This window comes from Streptomyces sp. NPDC029296 (assembly GCF_055569255.1).
Map to the genome: position 1 here is coordinate 31857 of NZ_JBVHXT010000017.1, position 20673 is coordinate 52529.

Here is a 20673-nt window from a genome sequence, read left to right on the forward strand (position 1 = left end):
CCGCCGGCCCACCGTGGTGGTGCGCCGGGGACGGTCGTCGGGCGACCTGGTGAGGAGAGCGATGGCGACGGATCACGGACGGGTCAGCCGCCGGGGCCTGCTGCGGGCGTCCGCCGCCGGACTGACGGCGGCGGCGTCCCCGGTGGCACCCCCGGCTATGGCCGCGTCCGCCTCCGGGGGCCGGCAGACCTTGCGCTACCAGGAGACGACGGGCGGATCGGTGACCTCGTCCCGGGACGGGTCCGTGCTGATCGCCGAGGTGCAAGGCGTCCTGTGGCGCGTGCCGCCGGAGGGCGGGGAGGCGGTGCGGATCACCGACTGGGACCTGGAGGCGACCCGCCCGGTCCTGTCCCCCGACGGCAGGCGGCTGGCGGTGGGCGGCTACCGGGGCGGCGGTTTCCACCTGTGGACGCTCGGGACCGACGGCAGCGCACTGCGCCGGCTGACCGACGGGCCCTGGGACGACCGGGGCCTGTCCTGGTCGCCCGACGGCAGCCGCCTGGTCTTCGCCTCCGAACGCGGCGGCGACGCGGTGACCGGTGCGTCGTTCGGGCTGTGGACCGTGGCCGCGGCCGGCGGCGCGGCCGTACGGCTGACCGGCGGCCCCTTCGAGGACAGCGACCCGGTGTGGTGGCCCGACGGGCGCTCGGTGGTGTGCGTCCGCGCCGCCCACACGCCCGACGGCGGCACCGACGGCGGCCTGAGACTGGTCCGCGTGCCCGCCGCGGGCGGTCCCGGTCAGGTGCTCCGCGAGGTGGGGGAGGGCCGGCTGCTGTGCCCGTCGGTGTCCCCCTCGGGCCGGATCGCCTACGTGCACCTGTCCGGCACCACGGCCTCCCCGTCCCTGCCGGCCGCGCGGGCCGCGCTCCTGGTGGACGGCCGGGTGGTGACCGAGGGCGAGGACCTGGCGGCGGCACCGCCGTGCTGGCTCGACGACGACCGGCTCCTGTACGTGGCCGACGGCCGGCTCCGCGTCCGCTCCCTCGGCGCCCCCGGCGCGGTCCGGGACATCCCCTTCACCGCCCGGATGCCGGTCCCGCGACTCCGGCGACGCCCCAAGCCGCCCTCCCCGGAGGCCGCCGGCCCGGTGCGCGGCATCCACCTGCCCGCCCTCGCGCCCGACGGCGGCAGCGTGGCCTTCGTGGCGCTGAACGCCCTGTGGGTGCTGCCCGTCGGCGGTACGCCCCGCAAGCTGCTCCAGGCCGCCGCCGTCCACCATGTGCAGATGCCCGCCTGGGCACCGGACGGCCGCAGCCTGCTGTACTGCACCGACCGCGACGGGCTGACGGCCGTACGCCGGCTCCACCTGGACGGCGGCCACGACGAGCCGGTCACCGGCCCCGGCCGGCTGTACCCGGCGCCGTCCCCGGACGGCACCCGGCTCGCCTGTCAGGACACCCGCGGCAACGTACTGCTGCGCGACCTGGCCACCGGCGCGGAGCGGGTCCTGGCCCGGCCGCTGGCCGCCGACGGACCGCCGGGCGCCCCGACCTGGTCGCCCGACGGCCGGTACGTGGCCTTCTGCGACCGCAACCGGCTCAACCACCGTTTCCGCGAGGGCTACCACCTCATCCGGGTCCTCGACACCCGCACCGGCACCGAGAGGCGCCATCTGCCCGCCGCCCACCAGTCCCTGTCCGACCGCGCCGCCGCCGGACCCGTGTGGTCGCCCGACGGCCGACGGATGGCGCTGGTCGCCGAGTCGGCGCTCTGGCTGCTGCCCGTCGCCGGCGACGGCACCCCGACCGGTCCCGCCCGCCGGCTCACCGACGAACCGGCCGACCACCCCACCTGGGCACGCGAGACCAACACCCTGCTCTACCTGTCCTCGGGCCGGCTCCGTCTCCTCGACCCGGCCCCGTCCGGGCCCCGCACGCTGCCCGTGCCGCTCGTCCACCGCCCGGTCCGCCCCCGGCAGCGACTGCGCGTCCACGCCGGGCAGGTGTGGGACGGCACCGGTACGGCCCCGCGCCAGGACGTCGACATCCTCACCGACGGCCGCCGGATCACCGCGGTCGAACCCCACCGCCCGCGCCGCCCCGGCCACCGCACCGTCGACGCCTCCGGACTCACGGTCCTGCCCGGCCTGTTCGACAGCCACACCCACCCCTACAGCGCCACCTACGGCGCCCGCCACGGCCTCACCGCGCTCGCCTACGGCATCACCACCATGGCCTGCCTGGGCGCGTCCCTGTACGAGGCGATCCGGCTGCGCGAGTCCCTGGCCTCCGGGCACAGCACCGGGCCGCGCCTGCTGGCCTGCGCCGAACTCATCGACGGCGCCCGCACCGCGTACGCCATGGGCCGCGCCCACCGCACCGGTGCCGGTGTGCGGCGCACCCTGGAGCGGGCCACCGCCCTGCGGGTGGACTTCGTCAAGACCTACGTCCGCGCCTCCGGCCAGGTCATGGCGCGGGCCGCCGAGGCCGCACACCGGCTCGGGGTGCCGAGCGGCAGCCACCTGTGCGCGCCGGGCCGGGCCGCCGGGCAGGACCTCACCACCCATCTCCAGGCCACCCAGCGCCTGCCCTACGGCCATGCCACCACCCCCACCGGCCACATCCACCAGGACCTCGTCCAGCAGTACGCCGACGGCCGCTTCGCCCTGATCATGACCCCGTTCACCGCGCAGCCGCTGCTCGGCGCCGACCCCGCCCTGGCCGACGACCCCCGCGTGCCGACCCTCATGCCGCCCTGGGATGTCACCGCCGTCCGCGAACGCGCCGGCACGCCGCCCACCGACGGCCAGCGGCGGGCCCTCGCCACCGAGATGGCCGCCTACCGGCGCCTCGCCGCCGAGGGCGCCCTGCTCGCCGTGGGCACGGACGCGCCCCTGGTCCCGGCCGGACTCTCCCTCCACCTGGCCCTGCGCGCCCTGCACGCCCACGGTTTCACCCCGGCCCAGGCCCTCCTGTGCGCCACCGCCGTCCCCGCGCGGTTGTTCGGCGTCGAGAGAGACCTGGGCACCGTCGAGCCGGGAAAGATCGCGGACCTGACCGTCGTCGACGGCGATCCCTTCACCGACTTCGCCAGCCTTCCGCGCACCCCGCTGGTCCTGCGGGACGGCGTCGCCCACTACCAGAGCGACCTCTTGGACGCCGTCCGGGGCGCTGCCACGACGCCCGCCTGAGCACCACCGCCCGCACGCCGCCCGGCCCGCTCCGCCCGTGCGTCACCCGCGGCCCGGCGACGCGGAACCGGTCCAGCGCGCCTTCCTGACGGACCGCTTCAGGGCCCGCCGGCCCCTTCGACATGACCTACATCGCCGTGGTCACCGTCCGCGACGGCCGCTTCGCCTCCTACCGGGACTACTGGAACCCCCTCGCCGTCCAGGCCCCCGGTCTCGACTTCACCGGGGGCGACGCCCGATGACGGCCACCGGCACCACCCTGGTCATCGGCGCCACCGGAACCACCGGCGGCCGGACCGCCGCACGGCTGACCGCCGCCGGACATCGCGTCCGGGCCGCCAGCCGTCGCGCCACACCGGTCCCGGGCGCGGAACCGGTCCGCTTCGACTGGTACGACCCCGCCACCTTCGACGGCGCCCTCGCGGACTGCGACCGCGTCTACCTCGTCCCGCCCCTCGGCGACCCCGACCCGGCCGCGGTCATGCTGCCCTTCCTGGACCGGGCCCGGGCCGCCGGCGTCCGCCGCGCCGTGCTGCTCGGCTCCTCGGCCATCCCCGAGAGCGGCCCGGGGGTCGGCGCCGTACACCGGGCCCTGCCCGGGCTGTTCGACCAGTGGGCGGTACTGCGGCCCTCCTGGTTCATGCAGAACTTCACCGGCGCGCACACCCACGCCCGGAGCATCCGCGAGCACGGCGAGATCCTCACCGCCACCGGCGGCGGCCGGGTCGGGTTCGTCGACGCCGACGACATCGCCGCCGTCGCCGTACACGCCCTGACCGACGACCGCGCACCGGACACCGACCTCGTCCTCACCGGGCCACAGGCCCTCGGCTACGACGACATCGCCGCCCTCGTCACCGAGGTCACCGGCCGCCCCGTGGTCCACCGCCCGCTGACGTACGAGCAGCTGCGGGACCGGCTGGCCGCGCAACTGCCCCTGGAGTTCGCCGAGATGCTGGCCGGCATGGACCGCGCCATCGCCGAGGGCGCCGAGGACCGTACGACCGACACCGTCCAGCGCCTCACCGGCCGCCCGCCGCACGCCTTCCGGGAGGTCGCGCGGCGCGAGCTGACGCGAGGCGGGTGAGCGGGGCCGGGAAGACGGTGCCGTGCCGCCCCGCACGCGCGGTCCGGTTGCCGCGTGGCGCAGACGTCACCCGAGTGGAGCAGCCAAGGGGGCCGAACGGCCGTAGCCCACCGGGGCAGGGGACCGTTTGGCCGGGCCCGGCCCGGTGGGATCGGTCATGGTGGACGGACGGGCCGACGGTCCGCAGCCCGAGGAGTTCCGCAGCCCGAGGAGTGAGGAACCATGCCCGAGCAGAGACCACCGGGACCGACGGCCGGCCGGCCCCCGCAGGGCGACCTCGGACGCCGCATCGAACAGCGCCGCACGGAGCTGGGCCTCACCGTGGAGGAACTGGCGTTCCGGGCGGCCATGGCCCCGGCCTACATCGAGCACCTCGAGAGGCACAGCACCGCCGCACCCGAGGCCGGCACGCTGATCCGGCTGGCCGGGGCCCTGCGGACCAGCCCCACGGAACTCGGCGGCGGAAACGTCGGCCTGCCGCCGGGCCTCGGGCACGCCGCCCGGGCTCCCCGCTTCACCGAACTGGGCGAGGAGGACTGCCATCGGCTGCTGTCGACCCACGGCGTGGGCAGGATCGCGGTGTCCACCGACGCCGCCCCGGTCGTCGTACCCGTCAACTACACCGTCGTCGACGACGCCATCGTCTTCCGGACGCAGGCCGGGACCGTCTCCCTCCGGGGGCTGGGCCGGGAGGTGGCGTTCGAGGTCGACCGCGTGGACGACGCGCTCAGTCAGGGCTGGAGTGTCGTGGTGCACGGCCCCGCCGAACAGGTGACCGATCCCGACGCCGTACGCCGCGTCGCCGAGCAGGCCTACAGCGCGCCCTGGGCGGGCGGGGAGCGCGATGTCTGGGTCCGCATCCGGATGACCGCGCTGACCGGCCGCCGCATCGACACGTGGTGAGCCGTCCCGCCCTATGGGCTCGGTCAGTGCGGCCGGACCTGGTCCTCCCGGACCACGACGACCGGGCAGGCCGCGTGCTGAGCGCAGCGCAGGCTCACGGAGCCCAGGATCGCGCGGGCGAAGCCGCCCTTGCCCCGGCGGCCCACGACGAGGAGTTCCGCCCCCTCCGAGGCGGCGATCAGCACGTCGGAGGGGTCGCCCTCGACCAGGATCTCCCGCATACCGGCGGGCCGCACGTCCGGGAAGACGGCGCGCATCTCCTCCGCGAACCGCTCCTGCGCCTGCTCCAGGTCGAACTCGGGATCGATCGCGGGCCCGGTCCAGCCGATGGCCGACGGCGTGTCCCAGGCGCACACGGCCTCCACGAAACCGCCGACCATCTCCGCGTACCGCGCCGCCCAGCGCAGCGCCGCGTACGACGACGGGGAGCCGTCCACACCCGCGACCACGCGGATCTTCGGTTCAGGGGGTTGCATGGCCACCTCACCAGCAGTCGTTGTCGGTACCCTCCACGCTGCCCGGACCGACGGAACCGCGCCAGCCGGGGAACCGCCGGCGCCGCGTGGCGGGGCGAGCGCCCTTTTCGCCCGGTCGGATCAGGCTTCCGCTGCCGTAGGGGGCGTACAGGTCGAGCAGCCGGACGCGGGAGGCGTGCAGCCGCTCGACGAGCACGCGGCCGACCCGGACCGCCATCGCGCCGACGACCCCGGGGTCGTCGGCGCACATCGCCCGGACCGTGCCGCCGTCCAGCTCCCACGCCCGGACCGGACTCGTGGCCTCGGCGCCCGGGTGCCACAGGTACGGCGGGTGGTACCAGGACCAGCCGACCAGCTGGCCGTGCCCGAGCGTCGCGACGACGGCGGGCCGCCGGCCCGGGACGCGGACGTCGAGGGCGACCGTGCCGGTGCGGATGATCCACAGCCGGTCGGCGCGCCGGCCCTCCTCGAACAGCCGGGTCCCGGCCGTGATGGACACCTCGGCGGCTACCCGCATCAGCCGTTCGCGGTGCTCGACGGGGAGGACCGCGTTCATGGTGGTGGCGGAGGTCATCACACCGGCTCCCTTCGTGTGGTCTGCCACCACTGTGTTGCCGCACCCGCCTCACCACCACGGGCCGCCCGTCCCGCCTCCAGGGCCTTTCGGCCCCCTGCCGGACCGTCGGGCCGCCTTCCACGGGTGTCCTCAGCGGCCGTCGGCCCGGGCGCGGGCGTGATAGAGGTCGCGCAGCAGGCCGATCTCGGCTCCGTGGTGCAGCAGCTCCTGGTTCACCCACCACACGATGGCGAGGAACGGCTCCTCGGAGTCGCTGCCGTGCGGATAGGTGCAGTACCCCGCCGTGTCCAGCGCGCCGTCGTCGGCGCCGAGCAGCGCCTTGCGCCAGGCCTCCGCCCCGGTGCCGAACGCCGCCACCGCCGTCGCCGCGTCCCCGCTGATCCGGTAGTCGTCCCGGGTGAGCCGGTGGGCGCCGGCCGTGTGGTCGGCGCGCAGGGTCAGCATTTCGCCGAGGTGGCTCAGGCGCCATGCGATGGTGGTGAAGGGCGGGGGCCAGGGGTGCGGGCAGGCGGCGGCGTCCCGTCCCCAGTCCCCGGCTCCCGCCAAGGAGGTGGCGCGCGGTCCCGGCCCGTCCCGCCGCCGCCGTACCGACCAGCAGTCCGGCACCGGCTCCCAGAGGTACTCGGCGTCCGTCATCGGGCCGACCGGCGTGTCCGTCCCGTCGCCGCTGTCCATGACGGGCCCGGTCATCCGGTCGGCCAGACGCTCGCGGGCGAAGTCGAACTGCTCCAGAAGGGGCAGCAGGCGGGGCGGCACCGTCATCGGGGGCTCCTGACTCGAAACCGGTTCGGGCGATCCGCCAGGTTGGCACAGCCGTGCCCCGAGCCGCGTCCCCTTTTCCTGGAGTTCCCGGATTTCCCGGATTTCCCGGAAGCCGCCCCGCGCGGTCCACGCCGCTGCGCGCCCCGCGCGCTTGACGGACGATGGCCTCGACACCACGTCGTCGCTCGTCGCGCGGGGCCGCCGCCGGTTCCCGCCCCGACACCCGTCACACCGGGGAGAACTCCATGAAGATCCACCTCACCAGCGTCTTCGTCGACGACCAGGACAAGGCCCTGCGCTTCTACACGGACATGCTGGGCTTCGTGAAGAAGCACGACGTTCCGCTGGGCGAGGACCGATGGCTGACCGTGGTCTCGCCGGAGGATCCGCACGGGACCGAACTGCTGCTGGAGCCCTCCGGTCATCCGGCGGTGCAGCCGTACAAGACCGCGCTGGTGCAGGACGGCATCCCCGCCGCCTCCTTCGCCGTGGACGACGTCCGGGCCGAGTTCGACCGGCTGCGCCGGCTGGGGGTGCGTTTCACGAAGGAGCCGCTGGAGACGGGCACGGTCACCACGGCCGTCCTGGACGACACCTGCGGGAATCTGATCCAGCTCGTGCACACCACCTGAGCGCGACGAGGCGGCGACCTGGCCGCTGAACGGATCCTCCGCCGTGCGGACTACGGGGCGAGTTCGAGCAGGAGTTCGCTCAGCTCCGCCGGCATGGTGATCATGCAGTCGTGGCCGGTGGGGAGGTGCCGGAGGCGGGCCGGGGAGCCGTTGGGCTGTACCGGGGGGACCGGGCGGCGGGTGATGCCCTCCGGCTGGGCGCCGGTGCAGTGGACATGAGTGCGCGGTATCGCGTTCACGTCCGGGTTGTCCAGCCGCACCGGCTGCTGGAAGCAGCGCACCGGCTGATCCGACAGCAGCGTGCGCAGCCATGCGGCGTCCGCGGGGTCGGTGACCCCGAACAGGCCGAGCGGAGCGGGCAGTCCGGGCGGCGGCGGCACGCGCCAGCCGCCGTCCGACCGGGCGGCCATATCGATCAGCTGCCGGGTCACCGGCATCACGTCGACGGCGGTCTCGCCGTGCTCCGGCACCATCGCGTCCAGGTACACCAGATGCGCGATCCGCCCCGGGACCTCGTTGGCCGCGGAGGAGATGACCAGCCCGGCGTAGCTGTGTCCCACCAGGACCACCTCGGTCAGGTCCGCCTCGCGGATCAGACCGACGACGTCCCCCACATGTGTGTCGAGCCCCACCTCCGGCCCGGCCAGATGTGCCTTGTCGCCGTGGCCGGTCAGCGACGGCGCGAGCACGCGATGCCCGGCCGACTCCAGCAGCGGGACCACCCGCTCCCAGCACCGGCCGCTGTGCCAGGCGCCGTGCACCAGCAGGAATGTCGACATGGGGAAGGGCCCTTCCTGTCGCGGGGCGGAGGCAGTGGGCGCGGACGTACCACGTACCGCTGGTTCCCTTTCGTGCCTCGGTACTCTTTGAGAACCGTCATCATCGTGGTGCACCCCTCGCACCCCGATCAATAAGGCACTTCGCGGTGCCCCGGTTCCCGGGAGGTAACCATGAGCACAACGGACGGCGTGCCGCGGGAGGTACGCCGGGAGGACCCGTGCCGGACCCGCGAAGTACTCGACATCGTCGGCGACAAGTGGTCCCTGCTGGTCGTGCGCCAGCTCAGCCAGGGGCCGCGCCGCTTCACCGAACTCAAGCGCGCCGTCGACGGAATCAGCCAGCGCATGCTCACCGTCACCCTGCGCGGCCTGGAACGCGACGGAATCCTCACCCGCACGGTCCACAACGTCATGCCGCCGCACGTCAGTTACGCCCTCACCCCCATGGGCAGAACCCTCCGCGAGGCCACGGCACCCCTGCTGCGGTGGAGCCTTGCGAACCTCCCCCACATGGACGCGGCCCGCGCCGCCTACGACGCCCGCACCGACACCCCGCACGCCTAGCCCGCTCCGGGGCGCTTGCCTGGGCCACCCGGGCGGCAGGGGCGTGCCGATGGAGGCCGTTTCGGCGCGGTGCGGCCTACGGTGGGGGGACCCGACGGGAGGAGTGCACGTGGAGATCATCGCGTATGGCGTCCTCTCCGACGAGGAACCCCTGCTCCGGGCGGCGTTCGCCGAGGTGTTCGGCGGGCTGCACGCCCTGCGCTGCCTGGGGCTGTTCCTGGACCGGGACACCGCGCCCACCGCCGCCGGCCACGAGATCGTGCTCAGCGGTGTCAACGACACCCTGGACGCCGGCGTGCTGCGCGCCCTGGCCGCGGGCGGCACCCGGATGATCGCCCAGCGGTCCACCGGCTACAACAACATCGACCTCGCCACCGCCGGGGAACTCGGTGTCACGGTTGCCCGGGTCTCGTCCTACTCGCCGTACTCGGTCGCCGAGTTCGCCTGGACCCTGGCCCTCGCGGTCAACCGCCGGATCGTCCGCGCCGCGCACCGCACCCGCGAGTTCGACTTCCGGCTCGACGGCCTGATGGGCCGCGACCTGCGCGGCCGGACGGCCGGTGTGGTCGGCACCGGAAAGATCGGATCCGCGTTCGCCGCGATCGCCCACGGGTTCGGGATGCGGCTGCTGGGCTGGGACGTCGCGGAGAATCCCGACTGCCTCGCGCTCGGCATGGAGTACGTCCCCCGCGAGCGGCTGTTCGCCGAGGCCGACCTGGTCAGCCTGCACGTGCCGCTGCTCCCCGAGACCCATCACCTCGTCGACGCCGGCACGCTAAGCCTGATGAAGGACGACGCGATCCTGGTCAACTCCAGCCGCGGCGGCCTGGTGGACACCGACGCCCTGCTGGCGACGCTGCGCGCCGGACGGCTCACCGGCGTCGGCCTCGACGTGTACGAGGAGGAGGCCGGGGTGTTCTTCCTGGACAAGTCGCTGGAGGTGATGACCGACGAGCGCCTGGCCCGGCTGATGACCTTCAACAACGTCCTGCTCACCTCGCACCAGGCGTACTTCACCGAGGACGCCGTCGGCCAGATCGTCCGCACCACCGTGTCCAACGTCGCGGACTACCTCGCCGGCCGCTCCGGCGACAACACGCTCGTCGCCGCGACCTGAACCCCTCTGCCGCGTACGCTCACCCGGTGTCCTCGGCCGGCAGCACGACGCACAGCTCGTAACCGCCGTCGCCGGTCGGGCCCGAGGTCATCGTGCCCCCCAGGAGTTCGGCGCGCTGACGCAGCCCGAGCAGACCGTGGTGGGCGCCGGGCAGGGGCAGCGGCGGCTGGGTCGGCGCGGTGTTGGTGACCCTGACCCGCACGGAGCCGTCGGCATGGCTCAGGTCGATGTGCGCGGTCGCCCCGGGCGCGTGTTTGCGGGTGTTGGTCAGCGCCTCTTGGACCGTGCGGTAGACCGCGCGCTGGACGGTGGGCGGAAGACCGTCCGGCAGCGCCATGCGCAGCTCGGTCCTGATGCCGCAGTTGTCGGCCAGCCGCCGGATGTCGCTGAGCGCCGGCTGCGGGGTCAGCTCCGTGGGGTGGCCGCTGGAGGCGCGCAGCACACCGACCATGTGGCGCAGCTCGTCCAGCGTCTGCACGCTCAGCCGCCGGATCGTCGCGGCGGCCTCCCTGGTCTCCGGGTCGCCCGCGCCCACCTGCAGCGCTCCGGCGCGTACGGCGATCAGACTGACCTGGTGGGAGACGACGTCGTGCATCTCCCGGGCGAGCTGGGCGCGTTCCTTGGCGAGGACGGCCTGCGCGGTCAGCAACTGCTGGTGGTCACGCGCCTCGGAGATCTCGGTCAGCCGCAGCGACAGATCCCGGCGGGTCCGCACGAGCTGGCCCAGGAAGACGGCCGCCGCCGCCGTGGCCGCGCTGTAGCCGAGCGCGATCAGCGTCGGGGTGCGGGTCAGGTCCAGCTCCGGCGACGGCAGCGAGGTCGTGTCGCTGAACGCGAACGCCAGGGCGCACCCGACCAGCAGTGCCCGAGGGCGGTTGGACGAGGCGAGCGTGTACAGCGCGGCCAGGCAGGCGAAGACCGCGTCGGACAGCAGGACGGCGGGCAGCGTGAGCAGGAAGGTGAGCAACGGCTGCCGCCGGCGCAGCAGCAGGGCGACCGCGGCGGCCAGCGCGCAGGCCATCCGCAACGGCTCGTCGATGTCCCAGTGCGCCCACACGTCGAGGAGCGCCATGGCCACGGCCACACCGTCCAGGAGCAGCGGGGACGGGCGGCGGGTCATCCCGTGCCCTCGGCGAGGAGTCCCGCGCGCTGGGCGAGCAGGGCCGCCTGGACCCGGCCGCTGACCTCCAGCTTGGTCAGGATCGCGCTGACGTGGTCCTTGACGGTGCCGGTGCTCAGGTGCATCCGGGCCGCGATGTCGGCGTTCGACAGGCCCTCGGCGATCAGTACCAGCACCTCGCGCTCGCGCTCGGTCAGCCGTCCCAGCGCCTTGGGCGGGCGCTCCTGCGTCCCGCCGTTCAGATAGCCGTCCACCACCGTGCGCGTGACCTTGGGCGACAGCACCGTGCCGCCGCGGGCCAGGCTCTGCACCGACGGCGGCAGCGCCTCCGGATCGGTGTCCTTCAGCAGGAAGCCGGCGGCGCCCGAGCGCAGCGCCGTCTCCACGTACTCGTCCATGTCGAACGTCGTCAGCATGGCCACCACCGGAGGCTCCGGCAGCCGGCGGATGTCGCTCAGCACGGTGAGCCCGTCCACGTCCGGCATGCGGATGTCCAGCAGGACGACATCGGGGCGCTTCTCCCGCACCGCCCGCAGGGCCTGGCCGCCGGAGACCGCCCCGACCACCTCGATACCGTCGGCGGCGTCCAGGATGCGCTGGAAGCCCGTGCGGATCAGGGCTTCGTCGTCGACCACCAGTACCCGGATCACGTGTGCTCCAGCCTCTGTGGGAGTACTGTGTCCGATTCGTACCACGCCGGACGGGACCGCGCCGCCGGGGGCGTCCGGCGTCCACGGACCGGCACCCACGGGAAGATCCGGGCGTGGCCGCCCGCCGCCGCGGCCGTGGCGGTGGCGGTGGCGGTCAGGTCACGGGAGTGCGGCGAGGCACAGGCGCTCCCGGCCCGTGTGCGGGGTGAGGGCGGCCACGGGGACGGCCTCCTCGGCCGCCGGCGGCCGGCGGGGCGTCGCGGGCCGCCCGAGCCGGACGGTCCAGTCGCCCTCGTCGTTCAGCGTCAGTGTCACGGTCGACAGGGGCGGCACCCGCAGGTGCCAGAAGGAGCGGACGGGTACGGCCAGGGCGTGGACCAGAGCGGCCCGGACGACCGCGGCCTCGGTGATCGTGAGGACCCGCCCCGGGCCGGCCGGCAGCGCCGTCAGCCATGCCGCCGTGCGGGCGCAGAGCCGGGCGACGGACTCGCCGCCGTGCGGTGCGGCCCGCGGATCCCTCAGCCAGGTGGACAGGCCGTGCGGGTCCTCGGCCGCGATGTCCCGGACCAGGCGGCCGTCCCACGCGCCGGAGTCCAGATCGCGCAGGGCTTCCTCCGGCGCGGTCTCGATCGCCAGGGCCTCGGCGACCCGCGCACAGCGGACGGAGGGTGCCCGCAGGGCCCGCGCGTACGGCGGGAGGGCCGCCCGCTCCGGGGTGACCCCGCTCCGGCCGTCGGCGCCCGGGAAGCCGTCCCCGAAGACCCGGGCCGGGCTGCCCGGCGCGGCGGGCGCGCACAGCATCGTCAGTCGCACGGTCACCATCCGAACCTCCTTCTCCGCACGGGCGGCGCCTCACCGGCCCGGTGAGCGGCGGTGGTACTCGTCCAGTTCCCACACTCCGGGAAGGACGAGCGGCTCAGCCATCCGGCAGGTGGCCGGACCACCCCCGCCGGATGGCGGGAGCCGCGCAGAGGGCCTGCACCCCCTGGTGGCGGGTGTGGGGGAGCGGCCCGTTGCCGTGGGCCGGCGGTCAGCGCAGCCCCAGACAGGGCAGCCAGTCACGGGGCGCCCCGTGGGCGGCGGTCAGCAGGGCGGCCAGCACCCCCGGCAGGCCGGTGAGGAGGTCCGCGGGCCATGCGGCGAGCGGGTGGGCGGCCAGCCGGGCCGTCAGATGGCCGACGAGCCGGTCCTTCAGCGCGCAGGCCGCGGGCAGCCGGGCATGGCGGTCGAAGGCGTCGGCGACCGCCAGCACGCCCGCCGCCCCGTGGCACAGCCCGAGACGGTCGCCGGGGGTGTCGCCGAAGAGGTGGAAGGTCTCGTCGTAGTGCTCGGCGAGCGTGGTGAAGGCGGTCGCCGCCCAGTCGGCGGCGGCCCTGTCCCCGAGGGCGTCGGCGGCGTCCCACAGCGCCCAGGCGACGCCCGGCGTGCCGTAGCACCACGCCTGGCGGGGGTCGGCCTCGGGGGAGGGCGGGTGCGCGAGTCCGGCGCCGGGCCAGGTGCGGATGCCCCGCTCGTCGTCGTACGCCTGGCGGACCAGCCAGCGCGTGGCCCGGCCGAGCGCCCCGGTGAGGCCGGCGGCGACGTCCGGGTCGGCGGCGGTGCGGCGCAGTGCCGCGGTGAGCGCGGTGACGAGCCCGGCGACGCCGTGGCCCATGCCGGTGTTGACGCGGCCCTGCATCCAGGCCAGGAGGGGGTGGTCCGCGTACCGGCCCGCGCGCAGCCGCCCCAGTTCCTCCTCGTCGCACAGCAGCGCGAGATGCGCGGCGAGCGGACGCGGCACGGGCCGCGCCGGTTCCGTCGCGCACAGGGCGAGCAGCAGGCCGGACGGGCCGGAGATCAGGTCGTAGTCGGGAAACGCGACCTCGCGGGTGCGGTACCGGAGTGGGCGCCCGGCGAGGTGGCCGCCGAGCCGGTCCGCCGCGGTCCCGAGCCCGGGCAGCACCCGGGCGCCCAGGCGCAGGCCGACGAGCGTGCCGGCCAGGCCCCCGTCGTACAGGGCGGGGTGGGACGGCCCGCGGCCGGCCGTGCGGGACCACACGGCCACGGCGGCGGGCGCCGCCCGTTCGTCCGCGACGAGCCGCGCCAGCACGGGGATCCCGGGGTCGCAGCGGTGTCCTCCCCGTTCGGGCGCCCCGGCCCACTCCAGCAGGTAGCGGACGGCGAGTCCGTGGACGTCCTCGTCCGGCGGGGCGGCCGGTACTGCCGTGTCGTGCGGCATCGTCCTCCTCACGTCGTGCGGGCCGGACGGAGCCGCCCGCACCCGCGGGCGGCTCCTGGAGGTCGTCATCCACAGATGACGACCGTGTCACAGACGACGATCGTGCACAGGCCGCTGCATCCGTGGGTGTACGCCGAGACGGACGGCAGATCCTCGTCGGTGATCCGCTCCTCGAGGTCGCTGATCAGCGTGTCGAGTTCGGTGATCTCGTTTCCGGGCACGGGACTTCCCCTTTCACTGTTCACTCATCGGGTGTTGGCCGCCCCGGCGGGCCGCCTGGCGGACGGGCCGGGGACGTTCGGGCCGGCCGCCGGGGACCAGGGCGTCGGCGGCGGCCTCGGCGAGGCGGTCGGCACACCGGTCGTGGGGGAGCCGGAGCAGAAGCTGGGCGGCGACTTTCGCGCCGCCGTGCAGCGGGTCACGCAGGAGCAGGTCTTCGGGTGCCGGCAGCATCTCCTCCAGGAGCAGCGCGGTGCCCGCCTGACGGGCGCACAGCCGCTCGATCAGCTGGACGGCCGTCAGCGACCCGAGGTCCACCGGGACCGGTTTCGCGCCGGGGGCCGTGCGCGCGAACGCGTGCCGGGGCAGGGCCGCGGACCGGCGCAGCAGGGCGAGGACGCGGACCTTGGCGAGCAGGTCGTCGCCCGGCTCCCACAGCTTGCCGCGGTCGATCCGCCAGGTGGCCGGGGTGAGGACGAGGTCGCCGCCCGCGGTCAGCCGGGGCAGCCGGGCCCGGTCGGGCAGCGCCGCGTCCAGCGCGTCCAGGCGCACCAGGTACGAGGCGGCCGGATGGCTCGCCGCGAGCAGCAGCCGCACGAGGGTGTCGTAGGGCGGGGCGGGGGAGCGGGTGGCCAGGTAGACGGGGAGGACACGCCGGCCGTCCGCCTCGGCGACGATCCGGCCGTGCGCACGCCGCAGGCTGATGCGGTCCAGCGGGAGGTAGCGCGCGTTCCGGCCGGGCGAGCCGTAGTACGGCGTGGGATCCGGGTCGCCGGTCCACCAGCGGGTCAGCGCCGGACGCCGCACGGCGTTGGCGGACCGCTCGGCGAGCGGCGGCACCAGCAGGTCGACGAAGCGGACCCCGGTGCGTTCCTCGACGGCGGCGAGGAACGCGCGGTAGGCGTCGCTGTTGCCGTACCCGCCGTGCAGGGCGCGCAGTCCGTCGGCGAACCGGGCGTCGAGCACTCCGGCGGACGAGGCGGTCTCCAGCACGGCCACCGGGCCGCCGTCGGCGGACGGGGCCAGCGGGCGCAGCAGGCAGTCGACCGGCCAGGGCGGCAGCACGGCGTCGCCGGGGGGTGCGCCGAGCGAGTCCAGCAGCGCGTCGTCCAGGTCGAGGCGGGCCGTGCCGCGGCGGGCGGTGGCGTCCAGGTGGTCCAGCAGCCGGGCGTAGCCGCCGGCGGGGTCGTGGGCGGGGGGCCAGCCGGTGTAGCGACGGGCGGGGGGCGGCGGTTCGTCGGCGCCGAGCCGGTCGGCGAGGAGCTCGCTGATGGGGCGCGCCCGCTCGGTCAGTCCGGCGAACCAGGACTGCCGCTCCGGGGGTTCGGCGGGCCGGTCGGCCTCCTGGAGGGCGGCGATCCGAGCCGCGATCCGCAGCCCGCGCAGGACGCGTGCGGCGGCTGCCGCGGGCACGGCGGCGTCGGTGCCGAGCCGGCGGTAGGAGTCGAGGAACCAGTCGTCCGCCCCGCCCGCCGGCACCGGCGGCAGGGCACCGGTGGCGGTGACGGTCCCGGCCGGCACCCAGCCGGAACAGTGCTGCCGGGGCGCCCGGCAGATCTGTACGACGCCGAGCCCGTGCAGGTGCTGGAGGAACCCGCGCAGCACCGCCGCGGCCACGGGCGGCCGGCCGGGCGGGGCGCTCAGCGGCGGCAGCACACGGTCCAGTTCGCCGAGTGTGCGCGGTCCGTCGGCGAGGAGGGCCAGCACGCTTTCCAGCACGCGGGTGCGGCGCAGCACGATCTGCCGGAGCCGCCCGGGTTCCCGGGGGTCCACGACGTAACAGCGCACCTGGCCGGGCGGGCCGGCGGGGGCGGTGGCGGACGGTTCGGCGAAGTGCAGGGGCGTCGGCGCCAGCAGCGTAGCCGGGTCGGCGGTGCGCAGATCGGCGGGGGCGGCGCCGGCCCGCAGGAGGTGTACGTTCTCCACGGCGATCGCGGCGAGGTCCCCGAGGGGGGTGCCGGGTGCGAGGAGCGGTGGGCAGCCGTCCGGTCCGCCGGCCACCGGGAGCGCGGCGATCTGGCCCGCCCAGCCGCGCGGCGTGGTCTTCACGGCGGCCCGCCCCATGATGCGCCACAGATAGGCGGTACGTTTCCGCAGCTGCTTCCCGGACCAGGACTGGCCCTCGGCGAGCCGTCGTTCGATGTCGTCGGTGAGTCCCGGCGCGGCGCTGTCCAGGAACGCGCGCAGCACCGGGCTGGAGCCCGCCGTACGCCACGCCTGCTCGGCGACGCGCTGCTGCTCGGCCGTGACCGCCTGCCGCAGCCGGGTCAGCGCCGTCCCGGCGGCCTCGGCGCCGCGCAGCAGGGCGCGGGCCTGCCCGGCGAGGTCGGCGGGCACGGCGGGCGAGCGCTCCAGCAGCCCACAGTCCGGGGCCCCGGGGGCCGCGCCGGCGTGCAGCCGCCGCCGCAGGGCGAGCACGGCGCCCCGGTCGGCGGGGGCCAGCGACGGGTGCGGCACCACCTCGGCACCCAGCCGGTCGGCCAGCGCGCGGGCCTGCGCGGCGAGCCGCTCGGTGGTGTCGGCGTGCCGGGCGGCGCCCTCGAAGAGGTGCTCGGCGGCGCCGGCGGTCCAGGCCGCTCCGGGCATGCCGCCCAGCCGCAGCAGCGCCGTGGCCCCGAGTGCCGCGCCGGGGGTGCCGGTGGATCCGGCCGCCCGCGCCGGTACGTGCTCCATGTCAGTCCGCCCCCTGCCGGCCGTCGGCGGCGAGCGCCTCGGTGAGCAGGCACTGGCGTGCCGTGGGGAGCGCGCCCCGGTTCCAGTGGAAGATCACGTGGTGGGCGGCGGCCCGGCGCGGGCCGAGCGTGGCGTCACCGGAGGCGAAGTAGTGGGTGCGCCAGCGCTCCGCGGCCTGCCCCACCGCCGCCAGATGCTCGCCGACCACGTCCCGCCAGGCCTTCGGCAGGGCCTGGAGCCGGTCCTCGGGGCTCTGTTCCCAGTAGGCGCGGATCCCGGCGGCGGCCCGGCGCAGGTCAGGGTCGCCGAGGCCGCCCGGCAGCCGCCGCCCGGTCTCCTCCCGTACGGCCTGCCAGACCCCCCGGTGCTCCCAGCCGACGATCCCCAGCCCGTCGAACACGGCGTGCAGCAGCGCCAGGGACACCCGCCAGCCGGCGGGCGCCGGGTCACCGGCCGCGGCGGTGTGCACGTCCAGCCAGGCCCGGGAGTCGACGGTGAACAACGCGTGCACCCAGGGCATGGAGCGGGGACCGCCGAAGAGATAGGTCTCCGGTTCGTACACACCGGCCACGGGCCGCGTCCGGGCGTCCTCGGCCCGGACCGGCTCCAGGTGCCGCAGCAGGGCGGCGCGCAGTTCCGGTGCCCGGGCCGGCTCCGCCGCGAGGAACCGGACGCGCAGTCCCGGGGGCTTGTGCATGAAGAAGAAGTCGCGGGCCTGCCCGGTGCCGAGCAACTCACGGGCGGCGGCGGCGAGTCGGCCGTAGGGCGGGAAGGGCGCGGCATCCAGGCCGAGCTGCACCCAGCCGGCCTCGGGCGAGTGGGCGCGCAGGGCCTCGAGACCGGCTGCCAGGAAGGTCCGGCGGGCCGCCGCGTAACCGGGGTCCTCCGCCGTGAGGGGGACGGTGCCCAGGGGCTCGGCACGTGCGTCGTCCAGGCAGTCGGCCAGTAAACGCTCGACCCGCACCATGCGGCCTCCTCACCGGGAAGGGCAGTCCACTCCTGTAATGTCCCTGCCGTACCGGTGCCGAAGCGCGAAAGCGAATTGGTCATATGATCAACAGGAGTGCGCGGGAGGTATGCCGCAGACGGTGACAGCCCGTCCGGTGCGCCGCTCTCCCACCGGCGCCGCCGGTGGCCACCACCGGACATCCGCCGTCACGGGCTCCGGCCTCCCCGCCGGAAAACCCGTGTCCCCGGACGGCCTGCCGGCGCGATCATGGACAGGTTCGCACCGCTTCTCCACCGCCGAGGAACCGCCTGTCATGCTCATGCCCGCCGATCCGACGGTCCTGCACCCCATGCCCGAGCAGCCGCGGGTGGTGCTGCTCAAACCCCTCGTGAAGTCTCCGCTGATCGAGGCCGGGGAGTACTCGTACTACGACGACCCGGAGGACCCGACCGCGTTCGAGACGCGCAACGTGCTCTACCACTACGGCCCGGAGAAGCTGATCATCGGCAGTTTCTGTGCCCTGGGCACGGGCGTGCGGTTCATCATGAACGGCGCCAACCACCGTATGGACGGCCCCTCGACCTTCCCGTTCCCCACCATGGGCGGTTCCTGGGCCGACCACTTCGACCTGCTCACCGGACTGCCGAACCGGGGGGACACCGTCGTCGGCAACGACGTCTGGTTCGGCCACGGCGCGACCGTCCTGCCGGGCGTACGGATCGGCCACGGCGCCGTCATCGGCTCCGGTGCCGTCGTCACCCGCGACGTCCCCGACTACGGCATCGTCGGTGGCAACCCGGCCCGTCTCATCCGCACCCGTTACTCCGAGCGGGACGTCGCCCGGCTCCTGGCGGTGGCCTGGTGGGACTGGCCCGTCGAACACATCACCGCACACGTACGCGTGATCATGTCGGGCACGATCACGGATCTGGAGGCGGCCGCGCCCGGCGGAGGGGGCGTGTGAGGGCGCGGAGCGCCCCGCGGGTGTTCGTCGGTGGCGAAGGCGGGCGTGAACCGCGGCGAACGCGGTCAGGGTGTGCGCATGAGGACGACACCTGACGGACGGCCCGTCCCGCCCGTGCACGCCGACGAGCGCGCCACGCTGGAGGCCTGGCTGGACTTCCACCGCGCGACTCTCGCCTGGAAGTGTTCCGGCCTGGACGACCGTCGACTACGGCTCGCCGCGGTGCCGCCGTCGCCGATGACGCTGCTCGGTCTCGTGCAGCACATGGCCGAGGTGGAACGCAACTGGTTCCAGCGGGTGTTCGCCGGCCGGGACCTGCCGCCGGTCTTCGGGGAGGACAACCCGGACGGCTTCGCCCTCCTGCCGGAGCGCGGACTCGGCGAGGCGATGACCGCCTGGCAGGCGGAGGTCGCCCGGGGCCGGGGGCTGATCGCCCGCGCGTCACCGGACGATTCCGGCCGCCTGCCGGAACCGCAAGCGGCCCGCGTCGGCTCCCAGGAGGTCTCCCTGCGCTGGATCCTGGCGCACATGATCGAGGAATACGCGCGCCACAACGGTCACGCGGACCTCATCCGCGAGCGGATCGACGGGGTCACCGGCGCGTGAGTGCCGAGCCGGGAGGACGGCGCGAGCCTCCGGTGTCGGTAAGGCCGTGGACCTCCACGGTGCCGCGCGGCCGGGCGCGGTGGAGCAGCCGCGCGCCGACGGCCGGTCCGGACCGGCCGTCGGCTGCCCGGTCGTCCGGCCGCGCGGCGGCCGGTCACGGGTCATGGACACCAGGCACCCGGCGGCGGGGGCGGCGGAGTGCGGTCACGCGATCCGGAAGATGGCGCCGGGGGCGGCGTAGTCGACGGGGCCGTGGTACCGGGCCGAGGCGCGTGTCACCGCTTCCTGCGGGGTGAGGGAGGGGCCGACGTGGGTGACGAGCAACCGGCCGGCCCCTGCCGCCTTGGCGGTGTCGCCGGTGTCCTCGGGCGTGTGGTGCACTTGTGGGCCCTCGGCCGGCGCCCGGCCGCTCTCGGCCTCGCACAGCAGCGCGTCGCACCCCTCGGCCAGCCGTGTGAGGTTCGCGCACGGCGCCGTGTCCCCCGAGTAGACCAGCGAGCGGCCCCCGGCTTCGACGCGGACGGCGAAGGCCGGGATGCCGTGCTCCACCGCCCGGGTGGTCAGGGTGAGACCGCCGACGCGCGCCTGGTGCCCGTCGTGCAACTCGTGGACTGCGAAGGCGGATTCGACGGGGCTGCGCGTCGAGGTGTTGGTCAGGAAGTGGGCCAGCCGGTCGGCGATCCCCACCGGCCCGTACAGCGGGATGGGCGCCTCGAACCGGGTGTTCGCGAACAGCACCGCGTAATACGCGGTGAGCAGGTCCGCGCTGTGATCGGCGTGCAGGTGCGAGATCCAGATGGCGTCCACCTCGTCGAGCCGGACGTACCGCTGCAACCGCGCCAGCGTTCCGCTGCCCGCGTCCATCCAGAGGCGGGTGCCGCCACCGGACACCAGATAGCCGGAGCACGGGTTGTCCACGGTGGCATGGGGCGTGGCGCACCCCAGGACGGTGAGGCGGAGGGGATCACTGGTCATTCGCGGAGTCTATAGAGCGGATGATCTTATAGGAGCGTCAACCTCTTATCCGTGTATAACCTGCACGGGTGAGGCCGGTTCGCGTCACGTCGGCCTGACGGGGTGCCGGTGCGGACCAGTGGCCCCCGGCGGTCACGCCGGGAAACGCACCCTTCAGGACAATGAAGAGGATCATTCTGTAAATCGGTTCACATGCAGAATCGTTCCGCCCGGAGAGCATACGGGGGCAGCACTTCCCGAGCGGAAAGGAGTCGGCGGTATGGCCGACTGGA

The 20673-nt window shown here is 75.0% G+C and carries 19 protein-coding genes and 2 pseudogenes; 9 read left to right on the plus strand and 12 right to left on the minus strand.

The window, feature by feature from the left end:
- The first annotated feature begins 61 nt into the window (after positions 1 to 61).
- The 4 genes and pseudogenes from ACZ4W9_RS16805 to ACZ4W9_RS16820 all read left to right on the plus strand — a co-directional run bounded on the left by ACZ4W9_RS16805 (position 62) and on the right by ACZ4W9_RS16820 (position 5120).
- Positions 62 to 3130: an amidohydrolase family protein gene (locus ACZ4W9_RS16805; protein WP_467936271.1), complete on the plus strand. Its 3069-nt coding sequence runs from the start codon at positions 62 to 64 to the stop codon at positions 3128 to 3130.
- Positions 3131 to 3243: 113 nt separating this feature from the next.
- Positions 3244 to 3372, plus strand: a pseudogene (locus ACZ4W9_RS16810) (nuclear transport factor 2 family protein); the annotation flags it as partial.
- A complete protein-coding gene (locus tag ACZ4W9_RS16815) occupies positions 3369 to 4217 on the plus strand; it encodes an NAD(P)H-binding protein (RefSeq protein WP_467936273.1) in 849 nt (282 codons plus the stop codon). The pseudogene ACZ4W9_RS16810 and the gene ACZ4W9_RS16815, both read left to right, overlap by 4 nt.
- A 222-nt stretch (positions 4218 to 4439) precedes the next feature.
- Positions 4440 to 5120 (plus strand): helix-turn-helix domain-containing protein, encoded by a 681-nt coding sequence (locus tag ACZ4W9_RS16820; RefSeq protein ID WP_467936275.1) that lies wholly within the window; start codon positions 4440 to 4442, stop codon positions 5118 to 5120.
- 23 nt (positions 5121 to 5143) lie between these two features.
- Here ACZ4W9_RS16820 and ACZ4W9_RS16825 read toward each other — a convergent pair whose 3' ends face one another.
- The 3 genes and pseudogenes from ACZ4W9_RS16825 to ACZ4W9_RS16835 all read right to left on the minus strand — a co-directional run bounded on the left by ACZ4W9_RS16825 (position 5144) and on the right by ACZ4W9_RS16835 (position 6935).
- On the minus strand, positions 5144 to 5596 hold the full coding sequence (locus tag ACZ4W9_RS16825; protein WP_467936277.1) for a universal stress protein: 453 nt from the start codon (positions 5594 to 5596) through the stop codon (positions 5144 to 5146).
- Between the two features lie 124 nt (positions 5597 to 5720).
- A pseudogene (locus tag ACZ4W9_RS16830) lies at positions 5721 to 6170 on the minus strand (Crp/Fnr family transcriptional regulator); the annotation flags it as partial.
- Between the two features lie 132 nt (positions 6171 to 6302).
- Entirely contained in the window at positions 6303 to 6935 is a 633-nt protein-coding gene (locus ACZ4W9_RS16835) for a DinB family protein (protein ID WP_467936279.1), read from the minus strand.
- A 245-nt stretch (positions 6936 to 7180) separates the two neighbouring features.
- Here ACZ4W9_RS16835 and ACZ4W9_RS16840 point away from each other — a divergent pair, with 245 nt between their 5' ends.
- The gene (locus ACZ4W9_RS16840) at positions 7181 to 7567 is read left to right on the plus strand and encodes a VOC family protein (RefSeq protein WP_467936281.1); all 387 of its coding nucleotides are present in this window, start codon (positions 7181 to 7183) and stop codon (positions 7565 to 7567) included.
- A gap of 50 nt (positions 7568 to 7617) precedes the next feature.
- On the opposite strand, the gene ACZ4W9_RS16845 is transcribed toward ACZ4W9_RS16840, so the two are convergent.
- Positions 7618 to 8346 carry an alpha/beta fold hydrolase gene (locus ACZ4W9_RS16845; protein ID WP_467936283.1) on the minus strand — a complete coding sequence of 243 codons (729 nt, stop codon included), beginning with the start codon at positions 8344 to 8346 and terminating at the stop codon, positions 7618 to 7620.
- 171 nt (positions 8347 to 8517) lie between these two features.
- On the opposite strand from ACZ4W9_RS16845, the gene ACZ4W9_RS16850 reads away from it, so the two are divergent.
- Both ACZ4W9_RS16850 and ACZ4W9_RS16855 read left to right on the plus strand, forming a co-directional pair.
- Positions 8518 to 8910 (plus strand): winged helix-turn-helix transcriptional regulator, encoded by a 393-nt coding sequence (locus ACZ4W9_RS16850; RefSeq protein ID WP_467936285.1) that lies wholly within the window; start codon positions 8518 to 8520, stop codon positions 8908 to 8910.
- A gap of 109 nt (positions 8911 to 9019) precedes the next feature.
- On the plus strand, positions 9020 to 10027 hold the full coding sequence (locus tag ACZ4W9_RS16855) for a 2-hydroxyacid dehydrogenase (protein ID WP_467936287.1): 1008 nt from the start codon (positions 9020 to 9022) through the stop codon (positions 10025 to 10027).
- A 19-nt stretch (positions 10028 to 10046) separates the two neighbouring features.
- On the opposite strand, the gene ACZ4W9_RS16860 is transcribed toward ACZ4W9_RS16855, so the two are convergent.
- From ACZ4W9_RS16860 to ACZ4W9_RS16890, 7 genes are all read right to left on the minus strand, one after another.
- The gene (locus tag ACZ4W9_RS16860; protein ID WP_467936289.1) at positions 10047 to 11147 is read right to left on the minus strand and encodes a sensor histidine kinase; all 1101 of its coding nucleotides are present in this window, start codon (positions 11145 to 11147) and stop codon (positions 10047 to 10049) included.
- Positions 11144 to 11797 (minus strand): response regulator, encoded by a 654-nt coding sequence (locus tag ACZ4W9_RS16865; RefSeq protein WP_467936291.1) that lies wholly within the window; start codon positions 11795 to 11797, stop codon positions 11144 to 11146. The genes ACZ4W9_RS16860 and ACZ4W9_RS16865 overlap by 4 nt, the downstream gene beginning before the upstream one ends.
- 159 nt (positions 11798 to 11956) lie before the next feature.
- Positions 11957 to 12619 (minus strand): histidine phosphatase family protein, encoded by a 663-nt coding sequence (locus ACZ4W9_RS16870; protein WP_467936293.1) that lies wholly within the window; start codon positions 12617 to 12619, stop codon positions 11957 to 11959.
- Positions 12620 to 12827: 208 nt separating this feature from the next.
- Positions 12828 to 14015, minus strand: a complete 1188-nt coding sequence (locus tag ACZ4W9_RS16875) for a lanthionine synthetase LanC family protein (protein WP_467936295.1) — start codon at positions 14013 to 14015, stop codon at positions 12828 to 12830.
- A 65-nt stretch (positions 14016 to 14080) separates the two neighbouring features.
- Entirely contained in the window at positions 14081 to 14236 is a 156-nt protein-coding gene (locus ACZ4W9_RS16880; RefSeq protein WP_467936297.1) for a hypothetical protein, read from the minus strand.
- Positions 14237 to 14249: 13 nt separating this feature from the next.
- Positions 14250 to 16907 carry a thioesterase domain-containing protein gene (locus tag ACZ4W9_RS16885; RefSeq protein ID WP_467936299.1) on the minus strand — a complete coding sequence of 886 codons (2658 nt, stop codon included), beginning with the start codon at positions 16905 to 16907 and terminating at the stop codon, positions 14250 to 14252.
- Position 16908: 1 nt separating this feature from the next.
- A complete protein-coding gene (locus ACZ4W9_RS16890) occupies positions 16909 to 17874 on the minus strand; it encodes a thiopeptide-type bacteriocin biosynthesis protein (protein WP_467936301.1) in 966 nt (321 codons plus the stop codon).
- 295 nt (positions 17875 to 18169) lie between these two features.
- Between ACZ4W9_RS16890 and ACZ4W9_RS16895 the strand changes: the two genes are divergently transcribed.
- A complete protein-coding gene (locus tag ACZ4W9_RS16895) occupies positions 18170 to 18820 on the plus strand; it encodes a CatB-related O-acetyltransferase (protein ID WP_467936303.1) in 651 nt (216 codons plus the stop codon).
- A gap of 78 nt (positions 18821 to 18898) precedes the next feature.
- Positions 18899 to 19426: a DinB family protein gene (locus tag ACZ4W9_RS16900; RefSeq protein WP_467936305.1), complete on the plus strand. Its 528-nt coding sequence runs from the start codon at positions 18899 to 18901 to the stop codon at positions 19424 to 19426.
- A 204-nt stretch (positions 19427 to 19630) separates the two neighbouring features.
- Here ACZ4W9_RS16900 and ACZ4W9_RS16905 read toward each other — a convergent pair whose 3' ends face one another.
- Positions 19631 to 20401, minus strand: coding sequence for an MBL fold metallo-hydrolase (locus ACZ4W9_RS16905; protein ID WP_467936307.1), 771 nt, complete (start codon positions 20399 to 20401; stop codon positions 19631 to 19633).
- Positions 20402 to 20673 lie beyond the last annotated feature (272 nt).